The following is a 22,971-nucleotide window of genomic DNA, read 5'->3' as shown; positions in this document are numbered from 1 at the left end:
ATGTAATCATGATGTACTAGTTGATTGCCGATCGCCATAACTCGTAATCACCGATCGTGGCTGGAAATCATGCGATTGAGCAAGTTAATTACTCGTTTTTCAAATTCCTGTGCAGTAATACGTCCTTTGGTGAAGAATAGTGTTTGTCCTAACTTTAGCCGTTGGCGATCGCTTTCATCTAAATCACGTGCTGTATACACAACTAACGGTACTTGGCACAAACGCTGATATTGTCGTAGCCAATCCACCACCGCAAAACCATCGTATTCTGGCAATCCTAGATCCAGTACCAACAAGTCAGGGATGATTTGCTGGCTGATTTGTATAGCTTCCCGTCCTGTTTGGGCATAAAAGCTAGTAACGCCGTAGCGATTAAACATGGCAATCAGTACCTGTGCCAAATCTAAATCGTCTTCTATAACTAGCACCTTGATAGATTGATTTTGTTTGGCAGTAGCTTTTTCCAGCGCTTGGCACAATAACTGAAAATTTGGCGGTTTGACAATCCAGTCACTAATATTATTTGGAAAACCTTTATTGGCATCAGGTAACAATCCACTCAATATAATGACTGGAATATTCTGGGTTTCTGGCTGCTGTTTTAGAACAGCAAGGGTTTCCCAACCATCCATACCAGGCATCATGAGATTAAGGATAATTGCATCAGGATGGTGTAACGTTGCTTGTTCTACTGCTTCTTGCCCTGATGCTACTGCCATGACTCGATAGCCTTGGCGTTCTAGCATAGTTTGTAATACATCTCGAATACTGGGGTCATCGTCGCACGCTAGTACGACAGGGGGATGGGAAGATGGGGCGATGGGAAGATGGGGAGATGTAGTGTCAGCTTCCCAAATCGTTGAGGATGCGGAAAGTGAAGATGTCCCCGTGTCTGCTTCTTTGATGATTGGCAAAGTAAAGAAGAAAGTGCTACCTTCTCCTAAACTACTTTCCACCCAGATGTATCCATCATGATGCTGCAAGATTGTGCGACAAATAGCTAAACCTAAACCTGTTCCTCCTTTTTGGCGCGAGTCCGAAGCATCAACTTGTCCAAAACGCTCAAAGATTGATTCTAGTTTTTCAGCTGGAATACCCCGACCTTGGTCTTTAACTTGGAACAGAATGTAGGGAAATGTAAGATCAGCTGCTTGCAGGGTTGGAGATATTGCTTTTTGATTCTCTTCCCCAGTTACTAACTCAGCACTCAACCAAACCGTAGAATCTGGAGGCGAAAATTTAATCGCATTACTGATTAAGTTTGTGAACACCTGGATTATACGATCTGGGTCAGCCCAAATTTGCGCTGACAGAGGAGAAACCGATAATTTCACCCCTGCTTGGGTTGCCATTTCCTCCATGACTTCTACTGAATCAATCATCAAGTCGGCAACATTGCAGGTTTGTTGGTTCATTTCTACTTTGCCCGATGCGATGCGTTCGATATCTAAGATGTCGTTGATTAAACGCACTAGCCGATCCGTATTACTAGCAGCAATATTTAACATCCGTTGAGCATCTTCAGGCGTAGTTTGCAAAACTCCACTGGCCAGCAAATCTAAAGCACCAGCAATGGAAGTTAGGGGTGTTCGCAATTCATGACTGACTACCGAGACAAATTCATCCTTGAGACGTTCGACTTCTCGGCGATCGCTAATATCCTTCATGAAGCAATAATGGCCGATGAATTGCTGTTGTTGGTCATAGGCTTTGACCATTACTATTTGCTTATCAAAAACCGATTTGTCTTTTCGTATTGCCCTACCTTCTGCTTCTGCCTTGCCATGAATAAGCATTTGTTCATAGGCTGCCTTGAGTCTTTCTAAGTCTTCTGGATGGACTGTTACCTGCCAATCCATACCAATTATTTCTTCTGGCTGATAACCCACGGCGTTGGCATAAGCCGGATTGACTTTAATATAACGTCCTTGCGTATCTAACTGTGAGATGCCTTCTACTGCGCTTTCCAGTGCCTTACTCAAATGGCGTAGTTCTTCTTCAGCTTGCTTGCGCTTGGTAATATCATTATTAATCTCCAGAGTTCTCTCAGGTCTGCCTTGCTCGTCGCGCTGTAATGCCCAACGGCTGGCAGCTACAACGGGTGTACCATCACGTTTAGTGTGTATAAGTTCACCTTCCCACCGCCCATTTTGCAAAAGTTCCGCTTCGATTTGTGCCAGTGGCTGGGGAAATTTGGTTTGCAAAAGTGTATGAGAAATTTGACCGATCGCTTCTGCTTTCGTCCAGCCGTACATCTCTTCTGCACCGCGATTCCAAAATTCAATCCTACTTTTTGGCCCGAGAGCGATGATGGTATCGTGAGTTAAGTCAAGGAGAAATGCTTGTTTCTGTAGTTCTTCCTCTGCTCGTTTGCGATCGCTAATATCCGTGATTGTACCAATGTAGCCTGTAACTTCTCCTGTACTTTCTATCTCCGTTACTGCTTGAGATATTACCCAAGTGCTTTTGCCATCGTGACAACAAAAACGATACTCCGATCTAAAAGGCAAGTTTTGTTGTACAGTTTGATACCATTCCGTCAGAACGCGATCGCGGTCTTCAGGATGCAAAAATTGTATCCAGCCTTCACCAAGTATCTCTTCTCTACTAGAGCCGATAATCTCGCACCCTTGCTCGTTGATAAAGATGCAGCGTCCAGAGGCATCACTACGGAAAATCCCGACTGGTGCGGCTTGTACTAAAGAAGCATACCGATGCTCACTGCGGCGTAAAGCTTCCTCAGTTGCTTTACGTTTGCTGATATCGCTGCCAATACCGAGAAAACCTGTAATATTGTTTTCCGTATCACGTAGAGCCGTTACCGACAGCAGCACCGGGAAGCGCGAACCGTCTTTGCGGATATAAGACCATTCACGCTCGTCAATCTGCCCACGCCGCGCCTGAGCCACAAATACTTCAAACCCAGGCTCAATTGTTACACCCAGTTCTTCAGAAACTTCTTGCGCTACTTTTACAATTTCATCCCAGTCATGGATGATTGCCGGAGTTACTTTTCCAACAACCTCTTGCACGGCATATCCTAGCCATCTTTGGGCTGCTGCATTAAAAGTCTGGATAATACCGTCTGATGTGGTGGAAATAATCGTGTAGTTGGCACTATCTAAAATCGCACGTTGCAGTGTGGTTGTATTTCTGAGTTTTGCCTCTACCCGTTGGCGTTCGGCAACTTCAAGCTGCAATGCTTGATTTAATTCTAATAGCTCTGCCGTGCGTTCTTGAACTCGGATTTCTAACTCAGCATGCGCTCGACGTAATGCTGCCTCTGTTTGTTTGCGTTCGCGAATGTCACGACTTTCAGCAATCAGTAGCACTACTTCTTCTGCATCATCAAATACAGGTTTAAGAGAAAAGTCTACCGTTGTTTGTGTATTTTCCGCACCCCGGATATCAAATTCGGCACGAAAAAATTGACCAGATGCGGCTTGAGCGATCGCTGCTTTTAAGCGATTTTGGGTAGCTTCCCCAATTGTCCACCATTCTGTTTCCCAAAATGGGCGATTAATGACATCTGCATACATCAGTCCCCCAAATTTGAGGGCGGTTTGATTGGCTTCTAAAAGTGTGCCATCTGGATGTAGCAGCCCCATAAATTGGAAAGTCTGGTCAAAGATAGCTCGGAATCGCCTTTCGCTGTTGTGTAGTGCATCTTCCACCCTTTGGCGTTCAATGATTTCCTGTTGCAGTTTTTGGTTGGCTGTTTTTAACTGGACTGTACTAGGAATTTCTAGTGCTTTAGGCAGTAATTCTATTAATACTAATGATGTGTAAACTGATACTATTGCCGTCAGAGCTTTGACAGCACCAGATAACCAGTACGTTGGATACCAAAGTGTCCAAATTGCCATGACATGAGTCGTAGCACAAGCAACTATAAAAGCCCCAAACAAGAGAAACAGACTTTTGAAAGGAACATCTTGGCGCTTGTGGACGAAATAGAGCAATGTTACAGGAATCGAATAATATGACAGGCTAATTAGAGCATCAGACAACAAATGTAACCACACCAAACTAGGATTCCAGAGATAGCAATGCCCGTGAGGAATAAAGGGGCTGGAGGTGAAGAAGGAGTGTAATAATTCTGACATATAGCCTCCATTGACTATCAAAGGCAGGGGAGCAGGGAGATAATGATATGGTTTTAGCTGTCAGCAGGTGGGCGCTAAAAATATAGCGATCACCAGATAGATTAGTAAACCATGATTAAATAAAATACGGACAGCAAAAGACTTTCAAGCCTGTTCCCTGTTCCCCATTGCCCCTAATCCCCACGACCGCAGGGAGTGGGGGCCCTGAGTTCCCCATTCCCTATTCACTTTTACCTGTTCCAGAATTGCATCAGCAGCTTGGTAGAGTGCTTGGAGATTAGCTCCATCTTCAGGATATGCAACTACTGCTGTACTGAAAGTGGCGTGAAAGCTCTTGCCGTTGGCAGATGTAAACTCAATTTGTTGCCAACTTTCGAGAATTTCTGCCAGTCGTCGCACTCCATCAGTTTTTGTCATTCCTGCCATTCCAACTACAAATTCTGTGCCTCCCCAGCGTCCGACGATATCCTGGCTGTGGAATCTCTGCCTTAACAGTTCTCCCAGTCGGGACAGGATGCGATCGCCAACTTCATGACCGTATTTATGGTTAATTTCTTTGAGTTGGTCTAGTTCTAAAATAGCGAAGCAGAATGGCTGTTGGTGCTGATCACTCCACTGGAGGTATCGATTGATCTCTTGGGTGGACTTGCGGCGATTGGCAACCAATGTGAGAGCGTCGATTTCTGTTAAATTTCGTAACCAGCGCGATCGCTCTAGGCGATTAAATATACGGGTAATCAGTTCTGGTTCGACAATCGGTTTGCTAATGTAGTCGTCAGCACCAGCTAGAAATACCTGCTGCCTGGTTACAGTATCGCTGTGAGCGGTAATAAATAAGATAGGCACTCCGCTCCAACGGGGATCATTGCGAGCAACTTGGCATAATTCTATACCACTTACTTCTGGCATTTCTACATCTAAAATCAGCAAATCTGGCTCAGTTGCTACCATAGCTTCCAAAAACCGGAGGGGGTTCTCTAGTGTGTAAACCTTCAGTCCCCAAGGTACAAGTAAAGTTTGCAGAGCAGCCAATATCTGGGGATCATCATCTACAATCATGACTGTTGCTTCTGTAGAACGAGTACGCTGTAGAATTTGATTCACTGTTGCCAACACTTGGTTGAGAGACACAGGTTTTTGTAAGAAACCGCTTGCACCCAAACGCGCGACTTTTACCCGGTCGAGTAAACTGTCTTTGTCGGTGAGAACTATAACTGGTATAGGTAACTTACGGGCGTTAAGTTCTGCTAGTAAAGCTAGAGTGTCTTCTTGGGTATCGCTAGCACCAAGGTCAAGCAGCACAATATCAGGAGAATCTTGGGCAATCAACTCTCTAGCTGTGATTTTATCTGAGACAGGCGATCGCTCAGTGTGTGCTGCGCGCACTCGTAACCCCCAACTACTTGTCTGTCTTGCCAAGGTCTCGGCTAATTCCTGATCCTGGTTGACAATTAACAGTAAAGGACGTTCATCCACCAATTGATTATTTGATAGCAGTTCTGGCTGATACTCAGAGTTCAAAAGTTGCAGTTCTTGGCGCAATTTTGCAACCAATTGGGAGATATATTGACATTTAGCTGGCTTTAGCAGAGTGTCAACTTCCAAAAGAGTTTCTATCTCTTGAGCTAGACGAGAACCTTCATCAGATCCAAACATCCCCAAAGAACCAACCAGTTTATGCGCCTGTGACTTGGCTTTTGAGCGCATTTCCTGAGTGAGTTTACCCTGTAACAACATGGCAGACGCTTGCTCAATCACAGCAATTCGCTCTTCCAATTGCGGTGCTGCCTTTTCCCAAACTTGAGCCACTCCCGTTACTACCTGATTGTGGATTTTGCCGTCACTGCCTTGCCGAGAAAAGTCTTGTGTAAGGGTTTCTCCCAAGTTGGGTGAATTGATTGTTAGTATCTTGAGAGAGTTTCTGCCATTGTCAGCATTGGCATAATTTTGGGGCGTAACTTGAAACTGGGGTTGTTGTTTGCGTCCTCGCCGTCCATTATCCCTACTAATTGCAGACTCTGAGCTTCCCTTGTGTGCCTCTTCTGTTTCTGCTGGCTTGAGTTTATATCCGATACCATAAACTGTCTCAATGGGATCATCTGCAACTCCCACCCCTTTCAGTTTTTGTCTCAACCCTTTCATGTGAGATCTGACTGTATAGTCTGTTGGTGGTTCTTCAAAAGACCACAGATGGTCTATTAACGCACTACAGCTAAATATTCGCTGACTGTTGCGAAGAAACAACTCAAGCAGACCATATTCTTTAGGAGTTAAATGTAGAAGTTTCCCATCACAGGTAACTTCACAAGTGCTGGGGTCTAGTTGTAGGTTTTTCCACTCCAACAAAGGCGGCAAAGTCACACTACCCCGACGTAATAAAGCACGAATCCGGGCTAACAATTCTTGAGGATCAAAAGGTTTGGCAACATAATCATCAGCACCAGCATCTAAGCCTATCACCTTATTGGTACTGGTATTTTGAGCCGTTAATAAAATAACGGGTGTTTGATTGCCTTTTGCTCGCAACCGTTTACAGAAGCTAATTCCATCGAGCTTGGGTAGTAAAACATCTAGCAAAATCAAGTCATATGTAAATAACTCTGCCAAATCCCAACCTTCTTGTCCATCCTTGGCAACATCAAGAGCATAATGCTGCTTGAGCAAGGATTTGGTAAGTAATTGAACAATAACTTCATCATCTTCAACTAATAGAATTCTCATGGCGGCTCATAACCGCAAACTACTAATTATTTGCTAACAAATAAAAATGTAATCAAACGATTTTTGAAACTGCTAAATCAAGCCTAACCTAAATCAAGTTGTTATTTTACTTACCTTTGTAAATGTCAATATTTCTACATTTATGAATGAGTGACTGCCATTAAAGATACAAACTTTGTAAACTATCCAAGGACTTAAAACACATCCTTATTTTGGTGTATTTATAATTCTATCTTTTGATAGTTGTTAACTTTTCGATTCTCATTGGCATACCCAAGTGTAGAGCGACAAGAGATTATGTCTGCGATGAGCAAGAACGGAGTTTGGGAAAAATACCAAATTTTCCACACTCCATAGGAACAGAGCAACTGATACCAAGTTGCATTCAAAGATAGTAGCTTTAGGCCAGGGGAGCAGAGGAGTAGGGAGAAGAAATTGTACTACGTCAAACCGCAACTTACTATCAGACTTCAGTCAGTATAGATAAGCAACGTGCGTACCGCTTTGCTTCGCTAAAGCGTTCGGTCTGATCTTACTCAACAACATTAAGCGGTGACACAAATTCTCTCCCATGCTCACAGCGCGATCGCCTCCCCGCTCGAAACTAAGATTGTCCTAAGTGTGACAAATCTGTATGTTAGTAATTCGGGAGTGACGCTGATTGCATTAGTGTCCTGAATTCTGTCAAATATTTGACACAGAACTGTCATAAAATTGCCAAAACTTTACAGTCAATATCCAGTCTATAAACCTGTAAATAGGTCTTGTTACCCTCTATACTCATGTTTTGTTAAAAAACAGAACTCAGGAGTTATACCAATTTGAAAAATGATTGCAACAGATGGATTAACAAAACCCACCACTAAATTGAGGAGTTTATTCAAGTGAGCCAGTTTTTTTACAGAAACTTAATCGGGTTAGTAAGTATATCATTTTTGGTTGGTGCTGCTCAATCAGCAATAGCCTTAGTACCCAACAATGTTGCTGTCATTGTTAACAGTGGATCAACAAATACTATTGGCTACCGCATCTATGTCACACCTACAGGAGAAGCTAATTATGTAGATGGTAATGGTTCTGGGCATGGTCAACTGCCTAAAAAATTAACTAAAACATTTTTTCATGATCTCAAAGTAGCTGAACCATTATCAAGTTTGCCTGTTGAACAAGGTTGTGTGAAATCTACTTCTTTTGGTACAACCACTACAATTAGTCTGGGTGGTCAGCAGTCTCCAGATGTTAGCTGTCCTGGAAATCAGAAAGCTCGACGGTTAGATACAGACATCATTGCAATTGCTAAAGCTTTAAAAGTAGTCAATGTTCCCAAAACTCAAGGAACACCATTACCTCCTCAAAATTTTTAGTCGCTTTGGATAATTGAGTAATTACTCAAATTCAAAGTGTCAAGCCTTTATTCTAGGAGATTAGTCAGTAGATAACAAGAAAAAATTAGCCTTACTGAATATGAATAATTACCCCAAGCTCAGGCAAAGCCAGCTTGGGGTAGTTTATTAGCTAAACCATAATTAGTTCAACAATCAACGAATAAAAACTATCAGAATTAACTAATACTATTTCCATCTTTGCCGACGTGAGCAGACTGACGTGGGAAATCCCCCAATGCCCAATGACGCCAGTTGCTTTCCGACGCAAGGCGACGATCGCACTGGCTCCCCAATGCCCTATTCCCCACCTCAACAAATAATCTCACTGCGTAAGTCCTGAAAATAATGTGCAACTTCACAGAGGATTGGTATAAGGTGTTTGGATTTAAGAGAATTGGTATGATGATTATTTAATTATAAAAAAAGCCACAGAAATAATAGTGCATACAAAAGCAAATAGAATAGCGTGTTCTACTTTACTACTAAGAATATTGATGGCAAATGCTACTCCAAAAATAAAAATAAATACTAATATTTTTAAGAGATTTTCTGATTGCCAATCAATTAATGGATCATCAACATCTGTTGATATTGCTTCTATCAAAAAATAATATTGAAGTAATATATTCATCTTTAGCTAATTTTCAGAACGAGTTCTAGGATTTTGTCTAACAATTAACACCATACTTGTTTTCATGTCTTCTACCAACAGGTATAGCAAAGTGTTGAGTGCTGTAGACGCTTGGTGCGGCTACTCTTCTCCTTCAAAGACGCTACGCGAACGAGAACGCCTAACGGCGAACCCGCAGGGTGGAGCCAGTGCAGTGAGGCAGTACAGTCTTGGGGTCTTACGCCACGTGCTACCCTGCGGGTTCCGCGTTAGCGGTACAAGTCGGCAGAGCGCGATCGCGCGCTGGCTCTGCCACACCCTACACCCAAAGCTCCTAAGGGCTTATTCAATAAGCAATAGTAGTTAAAATATGCCTAAAATGGGGTTAGAAACACATTTTTTAGCCAAGTGATCGCTCCAACGTCACTCTGGTTCAACCTCCTTGAATTAACTACGTAAACTCAACGGAAATTTTGTAGTATGAGCTGAGTCAGAACATCCCACGCCAGACCAGAAAAATCAACAAGTCTGCTTTACTCAAACGTGAGTGCAAAAAGTTAAAAAAATGCGAATCCAACCTAACTCCTTAAACTTCACGATACTCCTTGGAGCGCTGGCTGCGCTGCCACCTTTATCTATTGATATGGGACTACCGGCATTCCCACAGATTGGCACATCGCTGAATGCATCGCCTGGTGCTGTGGGACTAACATTGAGCCTATTCATGTTTGGTTTTGCGATCGCTCAATTGTTCTTCGGCCCACTCTCAGACCGTTACGGACGCAGACCAATTTTAATCACAGGTTGTGGACTCTTCACGCTAGCAGGTGCAGCTTGTGCCTTAGCGCCATCAATCATTACACTCGTTGCTTGGCGGTTAATCCAAGGTGCAGGTGCAGGTGCAGGTATGGTGATGACACTAGCGATCGTTCGGGATTTATTCGATGGTCAGGTAGGACGCGCTCAACTCTCCTACGTCAATCTTGTGATGGGCGTAGCACCAATGATTGCACCTACAATTGGTAGTTGGTTACTAGCGATCGCAGGATGGCGGAGTATCTATGGGATACTGGCTTTTGGAGGCTTGTTACTGTTGCTGTCTGTTGCCCTTGGACTGAGTGAGTCGCTAGCTGGCTATGATAAAGATGCGATTAAACCACGCCGGCTGATCAACAATTATGGGCGCGTTCTCAGTCATCCGATTTGTCTTGGCTACGCCCTCGTCAATGCGCTGAGCTTTGGGTGTATGTTTACTTATGTTGCAGGCTCGCCACTTGTGCTGCTTGATGTCTTTAAAGTGCCAACTACAATTTATGGTTGGCTTTTCGCATCCACGGCTTTTGGCATTATGGTAGGTTCATTCCTAAATGGGCGTCTAAGTATACGTGGTGTGTCTCCATCAAGGTTACTCACTTTCGGATTGATGACTGCTGTTATCTCATCAGTTGCACTGGCGATCATCTCAATTAGTGGTGCTGCACAAGTTACTACACTAATGCCACTTCTGGTAATTAACACCTTCTGCTTGGGGATAATCTCGCCAAATGCAATACACGGTGCTATTCAGCCATTACCAGAAATTGCTGGAGTTGCAGCCGCCACGGTGGGATTTATGCAAATGTTGTGTGGTGCGTTGGCCAGTGGGCTGGTTGCCTTCCTTTATGATGGACGTACTGCGATCGCTATGTGCAGCTTGATGGCAATGTTTGCAATCACCTCACTCATTGCTTATATTGGACTGGCACGCCCTGCTGAACGTCGTCTTGCTCGTGCTGGAATGCTACACAGTGAAACGAAAAATTAAGCATTTGGCAGAGTTATAAGGAATAAGGGACTTCCAACTAAATAAATATTCCATCAATTGAATCATTTAATTTCTGGAAGTCCCTAAGTGATTTTGGATTTTGCCAAAAGCTTTTGGAGAATTGGTATAACTTCCCCATACACAAAAACTCCATCCACAACGGGATGGAGTTTTTTATCTTACTTTTTCAAAACTACTTGGAAAGAATTTAAATATCCAGTAATGGTTTTAGCTAATGTCTGATGTTGCTTTTTAGTAGTTATTGCCATTACTTGATACAAGCGTCCTTCAGCAACATACATCCTGTTCTTAGTGATTTTTCCCCCGGAATTGATATATTCAATTTCTTTGCCAGGATGACCATTGGTACTACGAATGTTTCGCTGACTAATTAAATTACTTTTCGTAGTCTTTAAAGCCATATCCCGCGCATTGTTAAGTATTGTTTGGGGGTTAGTTAGTTCACCATAACTATAAGGAAAATCATTATAAGTAACTATATAAGCTACTTCCTGCTTTGGTGGTTGAACGATGAATGTTTCTAAGTTGATTTCCCCCATGTAGGTTTTTTGTAATTGAGTATTCCTATCGGGCTTTCCTGGCATCAAAATAGTAAAACGCCCATCTGGGGCGGTGAATAACTTCCATTGTGGCTGTGCTGGTTTAACAGCAGTTGTTTTGTGCCCAGAAACGTTTGCTTTGGGTTGACGTGCTTCAACTAGGACAGAACCACCACAAATCAAAGTGGCGGCGATGAACGGCAACAATCGGTGAATTGTCATATTTCTTGCCTTTTAAGATGCAGCAATTACTGATGATGCTAGTTGTTATAACCTAGCAGCACACAAAGCGGCACCAATTAACCCTACTTGAGGATTGAGAATTATATACACAGGTATTTCTTCGAGGAGGGGACGCATCCGGCCTTTTTGGGTGAAATTGAGTAAGAAATTGCTGTTTTGAATTAAGGGGAGTATTTTAGGTGCAATGCCACCAGCAATATACAAGCCGCCGTAAGGTAGAAGTTTGAGGGCAAGATTACCTGCTTCTGCACCGTAAGCATCTATAAATAATTGCAAGGTTTGTTCACAGAGGCAATCGCTTTTTTCGAGTGCAGCTTTACCAATAGCAGCACCAGGATCGACACTTTTCTCTGGCTGTCCGGTTTCTTGTTCCCAAGTTCTGACAATTTGAGCGATTTCTGGTGATTCGGCGGCTATTTTGCGATCGCGCAAAAATTGGTAAATTGCGACAATCCCCTGTCCGGAAACTACTCGTTCTACAGAAACACGTTGGATATGGTGTTTATCCAATAGGTATTTTAATAGCTGAAACTCTAATTCGTTACGGGGGGCAAAGTCTGTATGCCCACCTTCTGAGGGAAAGACTTGATAATGATTTCCTTGCTTAATTAAAAATCCTTGTCCTAAACCTGTACCAGCACCAATGATCGCAACGGGTGCTTCAGGTTTAAGTTTACCAGCTTGCAAAGTCAGCAAATCTTGTGGTTCTAAACCGAAAATACCGTAGCCAATGGCGGCAAAGTCATTGATCAACGAGACAGAACCAATATTTAATTCTTTTTGTAGGCGATCGCTATCTAGGAACCAGACTAAATTAGTCAGCTTGGCAGTATTGTTGATAACAGGGCCAGCGATCGCAAAACAAGCTTTTTGTGGAGTTGGTGTGTTAGCTTTAACCAAAAACTGCTGTACTATCGGTACTAAATCTGGAAAATCTCCACTGTGGTAAGTTTCCTCAAAAATAGTATTTAACTTTGATGAATCTGATATTTCAACCAATCGCAAAATAGTTTTTGTGCCGCCGATATCACCTGCAAGTAACAATGTCATAATACTTATCGCTAATTATTTTTTCTGGGCAATATATCCAGCCTGGGGAAAGCAATGATTTAAGCAAATCGAATAACTTCCTCAACCTGGCTCAAATGGGAAGTGTCTCCCTTTAGTTCTAGTAACCATTCTGGGCCGTGAAGCACCACTTTTACTAGAGAACACAGAGAAGCTTTGACTTCCATTTTTGCAGTTTCTCCTACTAGCCCTATTGTCCCACCAAGCACGGATGCTCCATGCCCTACCAACAAAATATTTTTGGGAAAGAATTCAGCGGCTAGACATCTGGCTGTTTGTCCAGAACGTTCCCACATTTTCTCACGAGTTTCGGGATATTTGGCAGCTATGCGTGGTGTGTAGCTAATGTCAATTTTGGGGAATAATTCTGCTAATGCTTGTATTGACAGTCTTTCTGGTTCTTCTGTCATCCAATCTGGATTTAACCATTCGCTCAAGCCTGTTTCAAGTTTAATGGGTAAGTCTAGCACTTGGGCGACTGCATATGCTGTCTGTACAGTTCGCAAAAATGGAGAAACAAAAATATGAGCAATATTTTCTTTTGCCAAGCGTTTTGCTAACTGCTGCGCCTGTACCATGCCATCGTCAGATAATGGTGGATCATAGCGTCGTTCTGCGGTGAGAAACCAATCAGGGTTGACGAAATCGAGGCGGTTGGCGTGTCTTGCCATCCAGACTATTTGACTCATGGGTTTAGATATTTATCCTAATTAAATTCGCATTTACACATAGATGGACACCCTAATAGACACCCAAAAAGTGGGTTGCAAATATAAATATATAATGATTTTTGTAATAATCTGTAATATTTTTATGTTTTTGGGGGTGTTAAAACTTCCCTCAAAGCCTTTTGAGCCAATTTTCTAGAGCAATATCGATGAAAAGCTTCTAGAGAATTGCTTTGACTTCAGATAAGTTTTTCATAATTTTGATAACAGGGTATTTAGGGAGATATAAAACTTTTTGCCACTCACAATATAACTTTTAAAATATGTCTAAGTACTGTTGAAAAAACTAGTTCAATTGTTATGATAATTAATTATTAATAATATTGTCTACAATTTTAACCATTCAAATAGTTGTCCTACAGTCAATTGCAGACCGCTAACTAAATCGGGAACTGGTAATATTTCCTGTGACTCTTGAAAAAGTTCTGGTTGCTGCTTTGGTGGATAAACTAAGACAGAACGCTCATCTGGATCAATTAACCAACCTAAGCGACTACCATGTTTGAGACACTGTAAGATATTTCCAGTTACTTTAGTTTGACTTTGTTCAGGCGAAAGAATTTCAATTGTCCAGTCTGGATGTGTTTTAAAAACATTTGTCACCTCTTTTCGTTCATCTAAGGGAATTCGTTCCCAAGCAAATACGGTGAGATCTGGAACTATTGAACGCCCGCCAAAGGTACACCGCAATTCTGGAAGGGCAAGGGCAATTTTTTGACTTTCTACCACGTTATTGATACCAGTGACTAACTTACCTTGTAATTTGCTATGTTTTCCTTGAGGCATTGGTTTTTGAATAATTTGACCGTTGATATATTCACTTGCTGGCTTGGTTTCTGGCAGTTTTAAAAACTCTTCCAAAGTTACGGGTTTAGTTGGTAATTTTACCATGTTAATTATTATCCTAAATAAGCTTTTTTAACACGTTCATCACTAATCAATGCTGATGCTGCACCTGTTAAGGTAATAGCACCAGCTTCTAATACATATCCTCTATCGGCAATTTGTAGGGCTAAATTTGCGTTTTGTTCAACTAGCAAGATAGTAACGCCTGTAGCACGGAGATTTTCAATAATAGAGAAGATTTCCCGGACGATCGCAGGTGCTAAACCTAAGCTAGGCTCATCTAAGAGTAGTAGTTGTGGTTTACTCATTAAAGCACGAGCGATCGCTAACATTTGTTGTTCGCCACCGCTGAGGGTTCCTGCTAGTTGATTACGTCTTTGTGCTAACCTGGGAAATAGCTCAAATTGGCGTTGAATATCTGCTTTTATCTCTGCTTGATTGGAGCGAATGTAAGCACCCAATAGTAAATTATCATATACTGTTTGCCGCGCTAATACTCTCCGTCCTTCAGGACAATGGGCGATACCAAGTTTGACAAGTTCATGAGTTTGGCGGCGAGTAATGTTACGTCCACTGTAGATAATATCACCACTTTGAGGATTAACTATTTTAGATATAGCGCGGAGTGTGGTAGTTTTACCAGCACCATTAGCACCAATTAAAGTCACTACCTCACCTTTATCAATCTTTAAGTTGATATTTTTGAGAGCTTTAATTCCACCATAATTGACATCTAATTCTCGAATTTCTAATAGTGTAAAATTTAGTTGGTCATGAGCGTTCATTTTAATTCGTAATTCGTAATTTAGTAGATGTAAAGTGTGTTGCTAGAAGAGGCGATTAAGTAAGTCTTCACGCTCTAAATCAAAGTGACTGGCAATATCTCGAAGAATAGCATTGAGTGTTCCTCTTTTAATTGGATCGTGTGCAGGAATTGTCAGGTGGTGTTCTCCATTTTCCTGAGTTGTTAGGTGAATATAGCTACCAGTTTGGCGAGTCGTTTCGTAGCCTAGTTTAGTAAGTGCCTTAATCAGGTCTTCATAAGATAAATCTCTCAGCAATTTCACAAAGCAATAGTCAAGAACTCACATTGCTTATTCATTGCCTAAATAAGCTTCAATCACAGCCGGATTATTTTTGACAACAGCTGGTTCGCCTAAAGCAATCAATTGACCGAAATCTAAAACTGCAATGCGATCACACAATCCCATGACCAATGGTACATGATGTTCAATTAGTATAATAGTTAAATTGAAGCGATCGCGGAGACTACGGATAAATTCGCTAAGTTGTTGTTTTTCGCTGGGGTTCATCCCCGCAGCAGGTTCATCGAGAAGTAAAACTTGTGGTTCTAAAGCTAAAGCGCGGGCAATTTCTAAGCGCCGTTGGTCGCCGTAAGCAAAATTTTTAGCTTTCTCTTCAGTGCGTTCTCTCAAGCCCATCAAATCCAATAATTCTAAAGCTTTCCGCCTGTTTTTTTCTTCTTCTGTTGAGGCTGGCGGTAATCCTAAAACTCCTTTGATAATGCTACTTTTAATGTGCAAATGTCGAGCGACGATGACATTTTCTAAAGCGGATAATTCTCCAAATAAGCGAATATTTTGAAAGGTACGCGCAATGCCTAAAGCTGCTATTTGATGGGGACGCAGCCGAGATATTTCTGCACCTTGATAAAGTAACTCTCCGCTAGAAGATGGAATCAATCCTGTAATTAAATTAAAAAGTGTTGTTTTACCAGCACCGTTAGGGCCAATCAGGCCAAAAATTTCATTTTTATTAACTGCAAAAGATACATTATTTACTGCCACTAACCCCCCAAATCGGCGAGTCAGGAATTTTGTCTCTAAAACAATATTATTTTCAAATTTTGGGTTAATGATCATTTTCTATTATTGACTTTTTCTATCTCTGATTTTACCTTTTTTAAAAACATCTGGAGTTACCAAACCTTGAGGGAAAAAAATTGTTCCTACAACTATTAGTAAGCCAAAAATAATTAATCGCCCATCACGTAAAAATTGTGCTAGCCAAGTGGGTAAACCGCCTGTGTCTGCTAGCCCTCGTAAAACTTCTGGTAAGGCTGTAAATACCATACCACCGATGACAGAACCTAAAAAAGTTCTCGAACCGCCAATCAACACAAAAGTTAAATAGATAATACTAGCGTCGAAAGTTCCTTGACGGGCATTCCAAGTATTGAGAAAATGAGCGCTAATTGCACCTACAACTCCGGCAAGAATTGCCCCTAGAGTGAATGCTAATACTTTATAGTATGTAGGGTCAATTCCCATTGCTCCCGCAGCTAATTCATCTTCACGAATGGCTGTAAATGCCCTGCCTACACGAATACGTTCCAAACGGTAAATTAATACCATAGTAACTATTAGTAATGGTAAAGCAATCCATAAGTATTCAATTTGTGTTTGGAAGGGTTGAGGAATACCAAAAATTCCCACAGCACCGCCTGTAATTTCCAAGTTCAGGGAGAGGACTCGTAAAACTTCTACAAAAGCAATAGTAGCGATCGCTAAATAAATCCCTCTTAATCTTAATGCTGGAATTCCTACGGCTACACCTAGTAAACCAGAAATTGCACCAGCAATGATCATTTCTGCTAACAAGTATTGAAACGGAAATAAATCGGTGCTTGATGTAAAAACTTTTGTTGATAAAATCGCGGCAATATAACCACCTAAAGCATAAAATCCAGGGCTAGCCAAAGATAGCTGTCCTGTCATTAATGGTAAATAAAGTGATAGTCCTAGTAACGCACCTAAGACCATCGAGATAATTAGCGAACCATAAGTAGAGAAAAATTCAGCCATTTCAAAACTTTTTATTTCAGCTTATCAGCTAATAATTAATTATATTATTTATTAAGCTGTTAATATTTGCTCGGATGTCAATGTTAGTTCAGGAAAAGTTTGCGAAACAATCCGTTCTGAACCTCTAAACTGTGTACGCTGGTATTTCCCATTAGTATCTAAGAGAAAAACAAATACAGAGGGTACTTTGGGATTACCTAAATAATCTCTCAGTCCAATTGCTAAGTAATCTACAATCCAATACTCTGTAATACCTAAGCGTTGATATTCATCTAATTTATCAATGTAGTCATCTTCCCAATTAGTTGATGTCACTTCTACAGCTAATTGAATAGGTTCTTCAAGTGCAGAGTATGCAGAACGATTTGAGCGCCATACATCTTTATCTATAACACTCACATCAGGCTTGCGTCCTTGTTCTATTCCTTGAGCAGTTTTAGTTCTAAATACTACTGTGTTATTAACTACATAATTTAAATTGAGTCGTCTGATTTCATCATTAAAAGAAAACAAAATAAAATTGGCAACATCATCATGATTTCTTGTTGAACGCACTTCTACAATTTCTCCATCGACAAGTTCATAGAAACCTTCTTCTGGACATTGTTCCAAGAACTGTTCAAAGGTTAATTTTGGTTTTGTAGTGATTGTCATATGCTATACAGATATCGTCTTTAAACTTTCTGAATAAATCTACGCCCTAGCAAACCTTGGGGTCTAACTAATAGCATGATAAACAATATTCCAAAGGCTACAGCATCTTTATAACCAGAGTATTCCGCAGGGACAAACGCTTCAACTAATCCAATCAGGAAACCTCCCAACACTGCACCGGGAATACTACCTAAACCACCTAAGACAATTACTGCTAAACCCCGCAAACCAAAAGTAATACCGAAATACGGGCCAGCAATGCTGACACTAGAGGCGACTAAAGTACCCGCTACTCCTGCTAAAAAACTGCTGATAAAGAAAGTCAACACAATAAAGCGATCGCTGTTAATTCCTAATAAACTGGCTGTAGTGGGGTCTTCTGCGATCGCCTGCATGGCTTTACCATATTTAGTACGATTAATAAAGTAGGTAATTATTGCCACAAATACCAAAGATACGATAAAAATTACTATTTGTACCGTACGAATGGGAATTTGTTTTTCTTCACTACCAAAGTTAATCGAAGGCGGTAAATTACCGTAAGTTCCTGCGGGAAATGTATAACTTTCTGCACCTACCAAATATTGGATTAAATTCACAATTACCACTGCTACACCCAGGCTAGAAACAACTGTTAGCAATGGGTCTGATCCTTGACGGCGTAAAGGTTGAAAAGCAATGCGTTCTATTGCTATGCCTACTAATCCTGCTAGACTACTTCCTAAAATTAAAGCTATGGCAAACGGTAATTGTATAGGCAAAGTTAAATTAGCCAACAAACCGTTAAATCCAAAAGTACCACCCATAAGTGCATAAGTGAAATATGCTCCTAGGGTAAAAATTGCACCATGGGCTAAATTAATGATGCCCAAAATAGAATAAACCAAGGTATAACCCAAAGCAAATATTGCATAGACGCTACCGATAGATAGACCGTTTAGCAATTGTTGCAAAAAAAGACTAATATCCATTTAGCAGCTATTTGATAAAAGCGAATTTGCCCTGACTTCCGTCTTTTTCCATTTTAATTTGGGCTACGTAAAACTCTTTTTGCACTACCTCACCAACTGGTGTAAAACCAATTTCACCTAGAGGTGTGTTGTATTTCCCAGTTAGCAATTGTTTGTTTAATTCAGTTCGTAATTGTGGCAATTGTAATTTACTGACTTTGCTCTTTTTATCTAACGCTTGCAAAGCTTCCACATATACTTGCACTGCTGCAAAAGCTTGAGCGCTAAATTGAGGTGGTTCTTTCTTATATTGGTCGGTATAAGCTTTGCGAAATGCGGCGTTAAGTTCACCTGGTTGTTCTGGACTATAAGCTTGAGCAATTAACACACCGTCACACAATGCCTTACAAACAGGAAATATGTTGGATGTATTTAAACCATTACCACCAACAATTAAACCCTTATAACCTAGTTCCCGCAGTTGGCGCACTAAGTTTCCACCATCAGCAGCCAAACCAGAAATAATCACTAAATCTGGTTTAAGATTAATTGCATTAGTAGCTTGGCTTTGAAAATCTGTATCACTGGTTTGAAACTTTTGTACTGTGACTAACTCCAAACCTTGATCCTTTACTGTTTTCTGAAAAATCTCTGTTTCTGACTTGCTAAAAGCATCATTTTGAGCATAGAAAACAGCAACTTTTTTAATGTTAGGATTTTGTTTGAATGCAGCTTTCACTGAGTTAGGCGCGACTATAGAAACTGGTGCAGATACACGAGCAATATAATCACCTATTTCAGGTATTTTATTTGCTGTATTTGATGGGCCAATAACTGGTACTTTGGAACGTTCAGCCACAGGATCAGCACTAAAAGCTTGTTGTGACAAAGTTGGGCCTACAATCCCAACTACTTTATCCTTATTAATTAAAGTTTGAAAAGCATTAATTGTTCCAGCTTCATCACCGGCAGTATCTTGAAATACTAATTTGATTGGAGTACCGTTGATGCCACCTTTATCATTGAAATACTTTTCGGCAATTTTAACTCCAGCAATTTGTTCTTGTCCAAGTAAAGCCACGTTGCTAGTTTGTGCAACAGCAATACCAATGGGAATAGCACCCGATGTCCCTGTCGTTGCTGTGGTATTAGTTGCAGTGTTAGTTGTAGTATTATTAGAACTGTTATTTGCATTTGTGTTGGTATTAGAGCCACCACCGCAGGCTGTTAACAGTAAAGCGCAAGTAGATAATAATGCTGTGGTACGAGTAAAAGCGTTTTTCATCGGTCAATAATCATGTAGTTATGAAATATTTTACAAAAATTAATTGCGGAAGTCACAATCTCTGAAACAGAGGAGGCTGTGTACACTTTCGCAAGAATTTTATTAAATCATTTTTATTTGAACATGTGATAGTAAAAATTCAAAGTGTTGAGCAATACAAATTATTGCTGTCGCTGACTATTTTATCATTGCTAACTATAACTCAATACGGTTGAGTTAAGGCTAAAAGTCTTTGTGAAAGTCAATTTATTTAACCTAGACGCGTTGGTGTTAGAGACGTAGGAACGTCAGCCTTCTCATGCTCTTTTAAATAACCCCTCTCCTCAAAGAGGCTTTCCCCAGGGTACTAGGCGCAGAGGAGGGCACTTGTGTGCGGGGGTCTCCCCCCATCCCCAGAGGAGGCCCCGAAGCCCCCCGTTGAGCAAAGTGTCCGTTCCACAAAGATCAAGAAGAAATGCTTAACTCAACTATAATATTGGTCTATACAGCAGTTTTTTGTTTGAACTGCGCCAATTCGTCAAGTATACTTCAGCCCTTAGTCTCTAAGATGGTTATTTAATCAGGGTTTCAAGATGGTAAAGAAAGATGTGGGTAATGCATAGGTTGCGGTGAGGGGGTCGCAGTCAAAAGACGCCACATCCTCTGCTTGGTGAGTCCACTTACCATCTTGGTGAGTTAGTATCTTGCCCTCTGCTCCCTAAGCTACTATCTCTGAATGCAACTTGGTATGAAGCGGTAGCATTGATGAAGTTATCTTCTCGACTGACTGTAGTTAAATTTAAACAACTAAATAGTTTGACTTGATAATCACCCAAAATCCATAAAAATTTACTTGTCAAAGTAATAATTTTTGAACCATAGAACAAATCGCTTATTTATCACTTAGAGTTTTGTATTTTTTCTGTTGTAATAAATTCATTGAATTAGTTTTTCATTTTACTGAATACTTGCTTGGGAAAAATTATAAATATCTACTTAATACCTTATGTTTTTTACCTTTTAATATAATTTAATATACTTATTAAACTGTTATCCAACGCATAATATAGCCAATAACCAAAGAAAAGACGACTATTTAAGACTGATAATCATTTTTTTGGAGTTTTATGAGGTGATTTTTGACAATTTTAGAAAATGATTTTATAATTTCTCTCCAAGAGATATATTTTAATACTCTGCTTAAATTTTAATTGCTAGCATTTTTTATTTATTAACTTTAATATTTTTCAAATTTTCTAAGAAAAATTACGTAAACATTTGGTTTATTTTTATAGTCTTATACGTAAATAAATTTAAATTATACTTTTTATGTCAGACAAAATTTTACATAACATCACCAAAATATCTGCTGATTTATTTTGTAAACTGTTAGGACAGCCTAGTGTTAGTGATTTAAAAACTCAATTGTATGAGCAAAACGTTCAAATTCAGCAACTCGAAGACCAAGAAAAGGCCCTTTATAGAGTTATTAGCAAAATCCGGGCTTCTCTAGAGTTAGAAACAATTTTTCGTACAGCCACTAAGGAAACTTGCAAATTACTTCGCGTCGAGCGGATTGCTGTTTATCGTTTCTATAAAAACTGGGGTGGAGAATTTGTCAATGACTTTGAGTTTGCAGAACCTGGATGGGATGATGTAGAGACCTTAGGAAAAAATACAGTTTGGAATGACTCTTATCTACAAGAACATCAAGGTGGACGTTATCGTAATAATGAAACTTTAGTGGTTTCAGATGTCTATTCAACAGGCTTGTCTCAATGCCATTTAGAAATTTTAGAACAGTTCCATATTAGAGCTTACGCAACTGCACCAATTTTTGTGGGGAAAAAATTGTGGGGAGTACTTGCTGCTTATCAGCACTCACAACCACATGAATGGAAAAAATTAGAAATACAGTTTCTGTCTCAGATTGCAACACAGTTAGGGTTTGCAGTTAAACAAGCAGAATTGTTAGCTCAAGCAGAACAAAAAGCAGCGGAACTGCATAAAGCGAATCAGCAACAGGAGATTCTGTTTAATTTAGTTGCTGAAATTCGTGAATCTCTTAATTTAGACACTTTGTTTAAGACAACTGTACGAGAAGTTCGTAAAGCTCTCCGTGCAGATCGCGTTGGGATCTTTCGATTTGACCCTGAATCGAACTATACCTCTGGTGAATTTGTCTCTGAGAATGTATTGCCTGATTACGATTCGGTGATTACCATAAAAGTGAAGGATTATTGTTTTGGGGAAAAATATGCAGTTGCTTATCACCAAGGGCGTATACAGGTATTATCAAATATTTATCAAGCTGGACTAAAAGATTGTCACCTTATAGTGTTAGAGCAATTTCAAATCAAGGCGCAAATTGTTGTACCTATAATGAAAGGACAAGATTTGTGGGGATTACTATGTGTTCATCATTGCCGTTGTTCACGGGACTGGAAAACTTCAGAAATTAAATTTATTCGACAATTAGCAGCTCAGTTTAATGTGGCTTTAGAACATTCCGAATTATTAGAGCAATCCCACTTTCAAGCTAATCAATTGGCTCAAGCGAATCATGCTTTAGAAGTGGCAAATTCTCAGTTAGAAAAACTAAGTAAGCTAGATGGACTAACCAAAATAGCTAACCGTCGTTGTTTTGATGAATTTTTAGAGCGGGAATGGAATCAACTAAAACGAACTGGGAATTATTTATCTTTAGTTTTATTTGATATTGACTATTTCAAAGATTATAACGATTGTTATGGGCACTTAGCAGGGGATGAATGCTTAATACAAGTTGCTCGTGCAGCACAAACTGTATTAAAGCGTCCTACGGATCTACTAGCTCGTTATGGTGGTGAAGAATTTATTGTCCTTTTGCCCAATACGAACGAATCAGGTGCTATTAAAGTAACTAAGTTGATTCATAAGTCTATTGAACTATTAAATATTCCTCATACTAGAAAGAATAGCTCTCAAGATTTTGTGACCGTCAGTTTAGGTGTGGCAACTCAAATACCAACAGCTAAAAGTTCTACTCAAGAGTTAGTTAATGCAGCCGATAAAGCTTTGTATAAAGCTAAAGAACAAGGACGTAATCGGTGGGTTTGTGCTGCAAAAGTCTGAGAGGGTTGTCATTTGTCATTTGTCATTTGCGACCCTCTCACCGCAACGCAGTGGCTCCCCAAGTGAAGCACGTGGCGTCACTGGTGAGGGTTT

18 protein-coding genes are annotated in these 22,971 nt (G+C 40.4%); 3 read left to right on the top strand and 15 right to left on the bottom strand.

What is annotated here, in order from left to right; genetic code table 11:
* Positions 1 to 47: 47 nt before the first annotated feature.
* Together I8748_RS12280 and I8748_RS12275 are read right to left on the bottom strand one after the other, a co-directional pair.
* Complete coding sequence (locus I8748_RS12280; protein WP_198124865.1) at positions 48 to 4,106, bottom strand: PAS domain S-box protein; 4,059 nt, start codon at positions 4,104 to 4,106, stop codon at positions 48 to 50.
* Positions 4,107 to 4,250: 144 nt separating this feature from the next.
* Positions 4,251 to 6,827, bottom strand: coding sequence for a response regulator (locus I8748_RS12275; RefSeq protein ID WP_198124864.1), 2,577 nt, complete (start codon positions 6,825 to 6,827; stop codon positions 4,251 to 4,253).
* 884 nt (positions 6,828 to 7,711) lie between these two features.
* On the opposite strand from I8748_RS12275, the gene I8748_RS12270 reads away from it, so the two are divergent.
* Complete coding sequence (locus tag I8748_RS12270) at positions 7,712 to 8,191, top strand: hypothetical protein (RefSeq protein WP_198124863.1); 480 nt, start codon at positions 7,712 to 7,714, stop codon at positions 8,189 to 8,191.
* A gap of 197 nt (positions 8,192 to 8,388) precedes the next feature.
* On the opposite strand, the gene I8748_RS34580 is transcribed toward I8748_RS12270, so the two are convergent.
* Both I8748_RS34580 and I8748_RS12265 read right to left on the bottom strand, forming a co-directional pair.
* A complete protein-coding gene (locus I8748_RS34580) occupies positions 8,389 to 8,538 on the bottom strand; it encodes a hypothetical protein (RefSeq protein ID WP_214662529.1) in 150 nt (49 codons plus the stop codon).
* An 80-nt stretch (positions 8,539 to 8,618) separates the two neighbouring features.
* Entirely contained in the window at positions 8,619 to 8,843 is a 225-nt protein-coding gene (locus I8748_RS12265) for a hypothetical protein (protein WP_198124862.1), read from the bottom strand.
* Between the two features lie 544 nt (positions 8,844 to 9,387).
* Between I8748_RS12265 and I8748_RS12260 the strand changes: the two genes are divergently transcribed.
* Entirely contained in the window at positions 9,388 to 10,626 is a 1,239-nt protein-coding gene (locus I8748_RS12260; RefSeq protein ID WP_214662528.1) for a multidrug effflux MFS transporter, read from the top strand.
* A gap of 179 nt (positions 10,627 to 10,805) precedes the next feature.
* On the opposite strand, the gene I8748_RS12255 is transcribed toward I8748_RS12260, so the two are convergent.
* From I8748_RS12255 to I8748_RS12205, 11 genes are all read right to left on the bottom strand, one after another.
* Positions 10,806 to 11,408, bottom strand: a complete 603-nt coding sequence (locus I8748_RS12255) for a hypothetical protein (protein ID WP_198124860.1) — start codon at positions 11,406 to 11,408, stop codon at positions 10,806 to 10,808.
* Between the two features lie 45 nt (positions 11,409 to 11,453).
* The gene (locus I8748_RS12250; protein ID WP_198124859.1) at positions 11,454 to 12,479 is read right to left on the bottom strand and encodes a glucokinase; all 1,026 of its coding nucleotides are present in this window, start codon (positions 12,477 to 12,479) and stop codon (positions 11,454 to 11,456) included.
* A 59-nt stretch (positions 12,480 to 12,538) separates the two neighbouring features.
* Positions 12,539 to 13,186: a histidine phosphatase family protein gene (locus tag I8748_RS12245; protein ID WP_198124858.1), complete on the bottom strand. Its 648-nt coding sequence runs from the start codon at positions 13,184 to 13,186 to the stop codon at positions 12,539 to 12,541.
* 366 nt (positions 13,187 to 13,552) lie between these two features.
* Positions 13,553 to 14,116, bottom strand: coding sequence for a Uma2 family endonuclease (locus I8748_RS12240; RefSeq protein ID WP_198124857.1), 564 nt, complete (start codon positions 14,114 to 14,116; stop codon positions 13,553 to 13,555).
* Between the two features lie 8 nt (positions 14,117 to 14,124).
* Entirely contained in the window at positions 14,125 to 14,856 is a 732-nt protein-coding gene (locus tag I8748_RS12235) for an ABC transporter ATP-binding protein (RefSeq protein ID WP_198124856.1), read from the bottom strand.
* A 42-nt stretch (positions 14,857 to 14,898) separates the two neighbouring features.
* Positions 14,899 to 15,138, bottom strand: a complete 240-nt coding sequence (locus I8748_RS12230; protein ID WP_198124855.1) for a type II toxin-antitoxin system HicA family toxin — start codon at positions 15,136 to 15,138, stop codon at positions 14,899 to 14,901.
* A gap of 27 nt (positions 15,139 to 15,165) precedes the next feature.
* Positions 15,166 to 15,954: an ABC transporter ATP-binding protein gene (locus I8748_RS12225; RefSeq protein ID WP_198124854.1), complete on the bottom strand. Its 789-nt coding sequence runs from the start codon at positions 15,952 to 15,954 to the stop codon at positions 15,166 to 15,168.
* A gap of 6 nt (positions 15,955 to 15,960) precedes the next feature.
* The gene (locus I8748_RS12220; RefSeq protein WP_198124853.1) at positions 15,961 to 16,896 is read right to left on the bottom strand and encodes a branched-chain amino acid ABC transporter permease; all 936 of its coding nucleotides are present in this window, start codon (positions 16,894 to 16,896) and stop codon (positions 15,961 to 15,963) included.
* 51 nt (positions 16,897 to 16,947) lie between these two features.
* On the bottom strand, positions 16,948 to 17,550 hold the full coding sequence (locus I8748_RS12215; RefSeq protein ID WP_198124852.1) for a Uma2 family endonuclease: 603 nt from the start codon (positions 17,548 to 17,550) through the stop codon (positions 16,948 to 16,950).
* Positions 17,551 to 17,570: 20 nt separating this feature from the next.
* On the bottom strand, positions 17,571 to 18,521 hold the full coding sequence (locus tag I8748_RS12210) for a branched-chain amino acid ABC transporter permease (RefSeq protein WP_198124851.1): 951 nt from the start codon (positions 18,519 to 18,521) through the stop codon (positions 17,571 to 17,573).
* 7 nt (positions 18,522 to 18,528) lie between these two features.
* Positions 18,529 to 19,785 (bottom strand): ABC transporter substrate-binding protein, encoded by a 1,257-nt coding sequence (locus I8748_RS12205; RefSeq protein WP_198124850.1) that lies wholly within the window; start codon positions 19,783 to 19,785, stop codon positions 18,529 to 18,531.
* 1,308 nt (positions 19,786 to 21,093) lie between these two features.
* Between I8748_RS12205 and I8748_RS12200 the strand changes: the two genes are divergently transcribed.
* Positions 21,094 to 22,878, top strand: a complete 1,785-nt coding sequence (locus I8748_RS12200; RefSeq protein ID WP_198124849.1) for a diguanylate cyclase domain-containing protein — start codon at positions 21,094 to 21,096, stop codon at positions 22,876 to 22,878.
* The last annotated feature ends 93 nt before the right edge of the window (positions 22,879 to 22,971 follow it).

The sequence above is a fragment of the Amazonocrinis nigriterrae CENA67 genome (assembly GCF_016056305.1).
Lineage (GTDB): Bacteria > Cyanobacteriota > Cyanobacteriia > Cyanobacteriales > Nostocaceae > Amazonocrinis > Amazonocrinis nigriterrae.
Note: the sequence above shows the minus strand (reverse complement) of the source record. Positions and strands in the feature narration are given on the sequence as shown.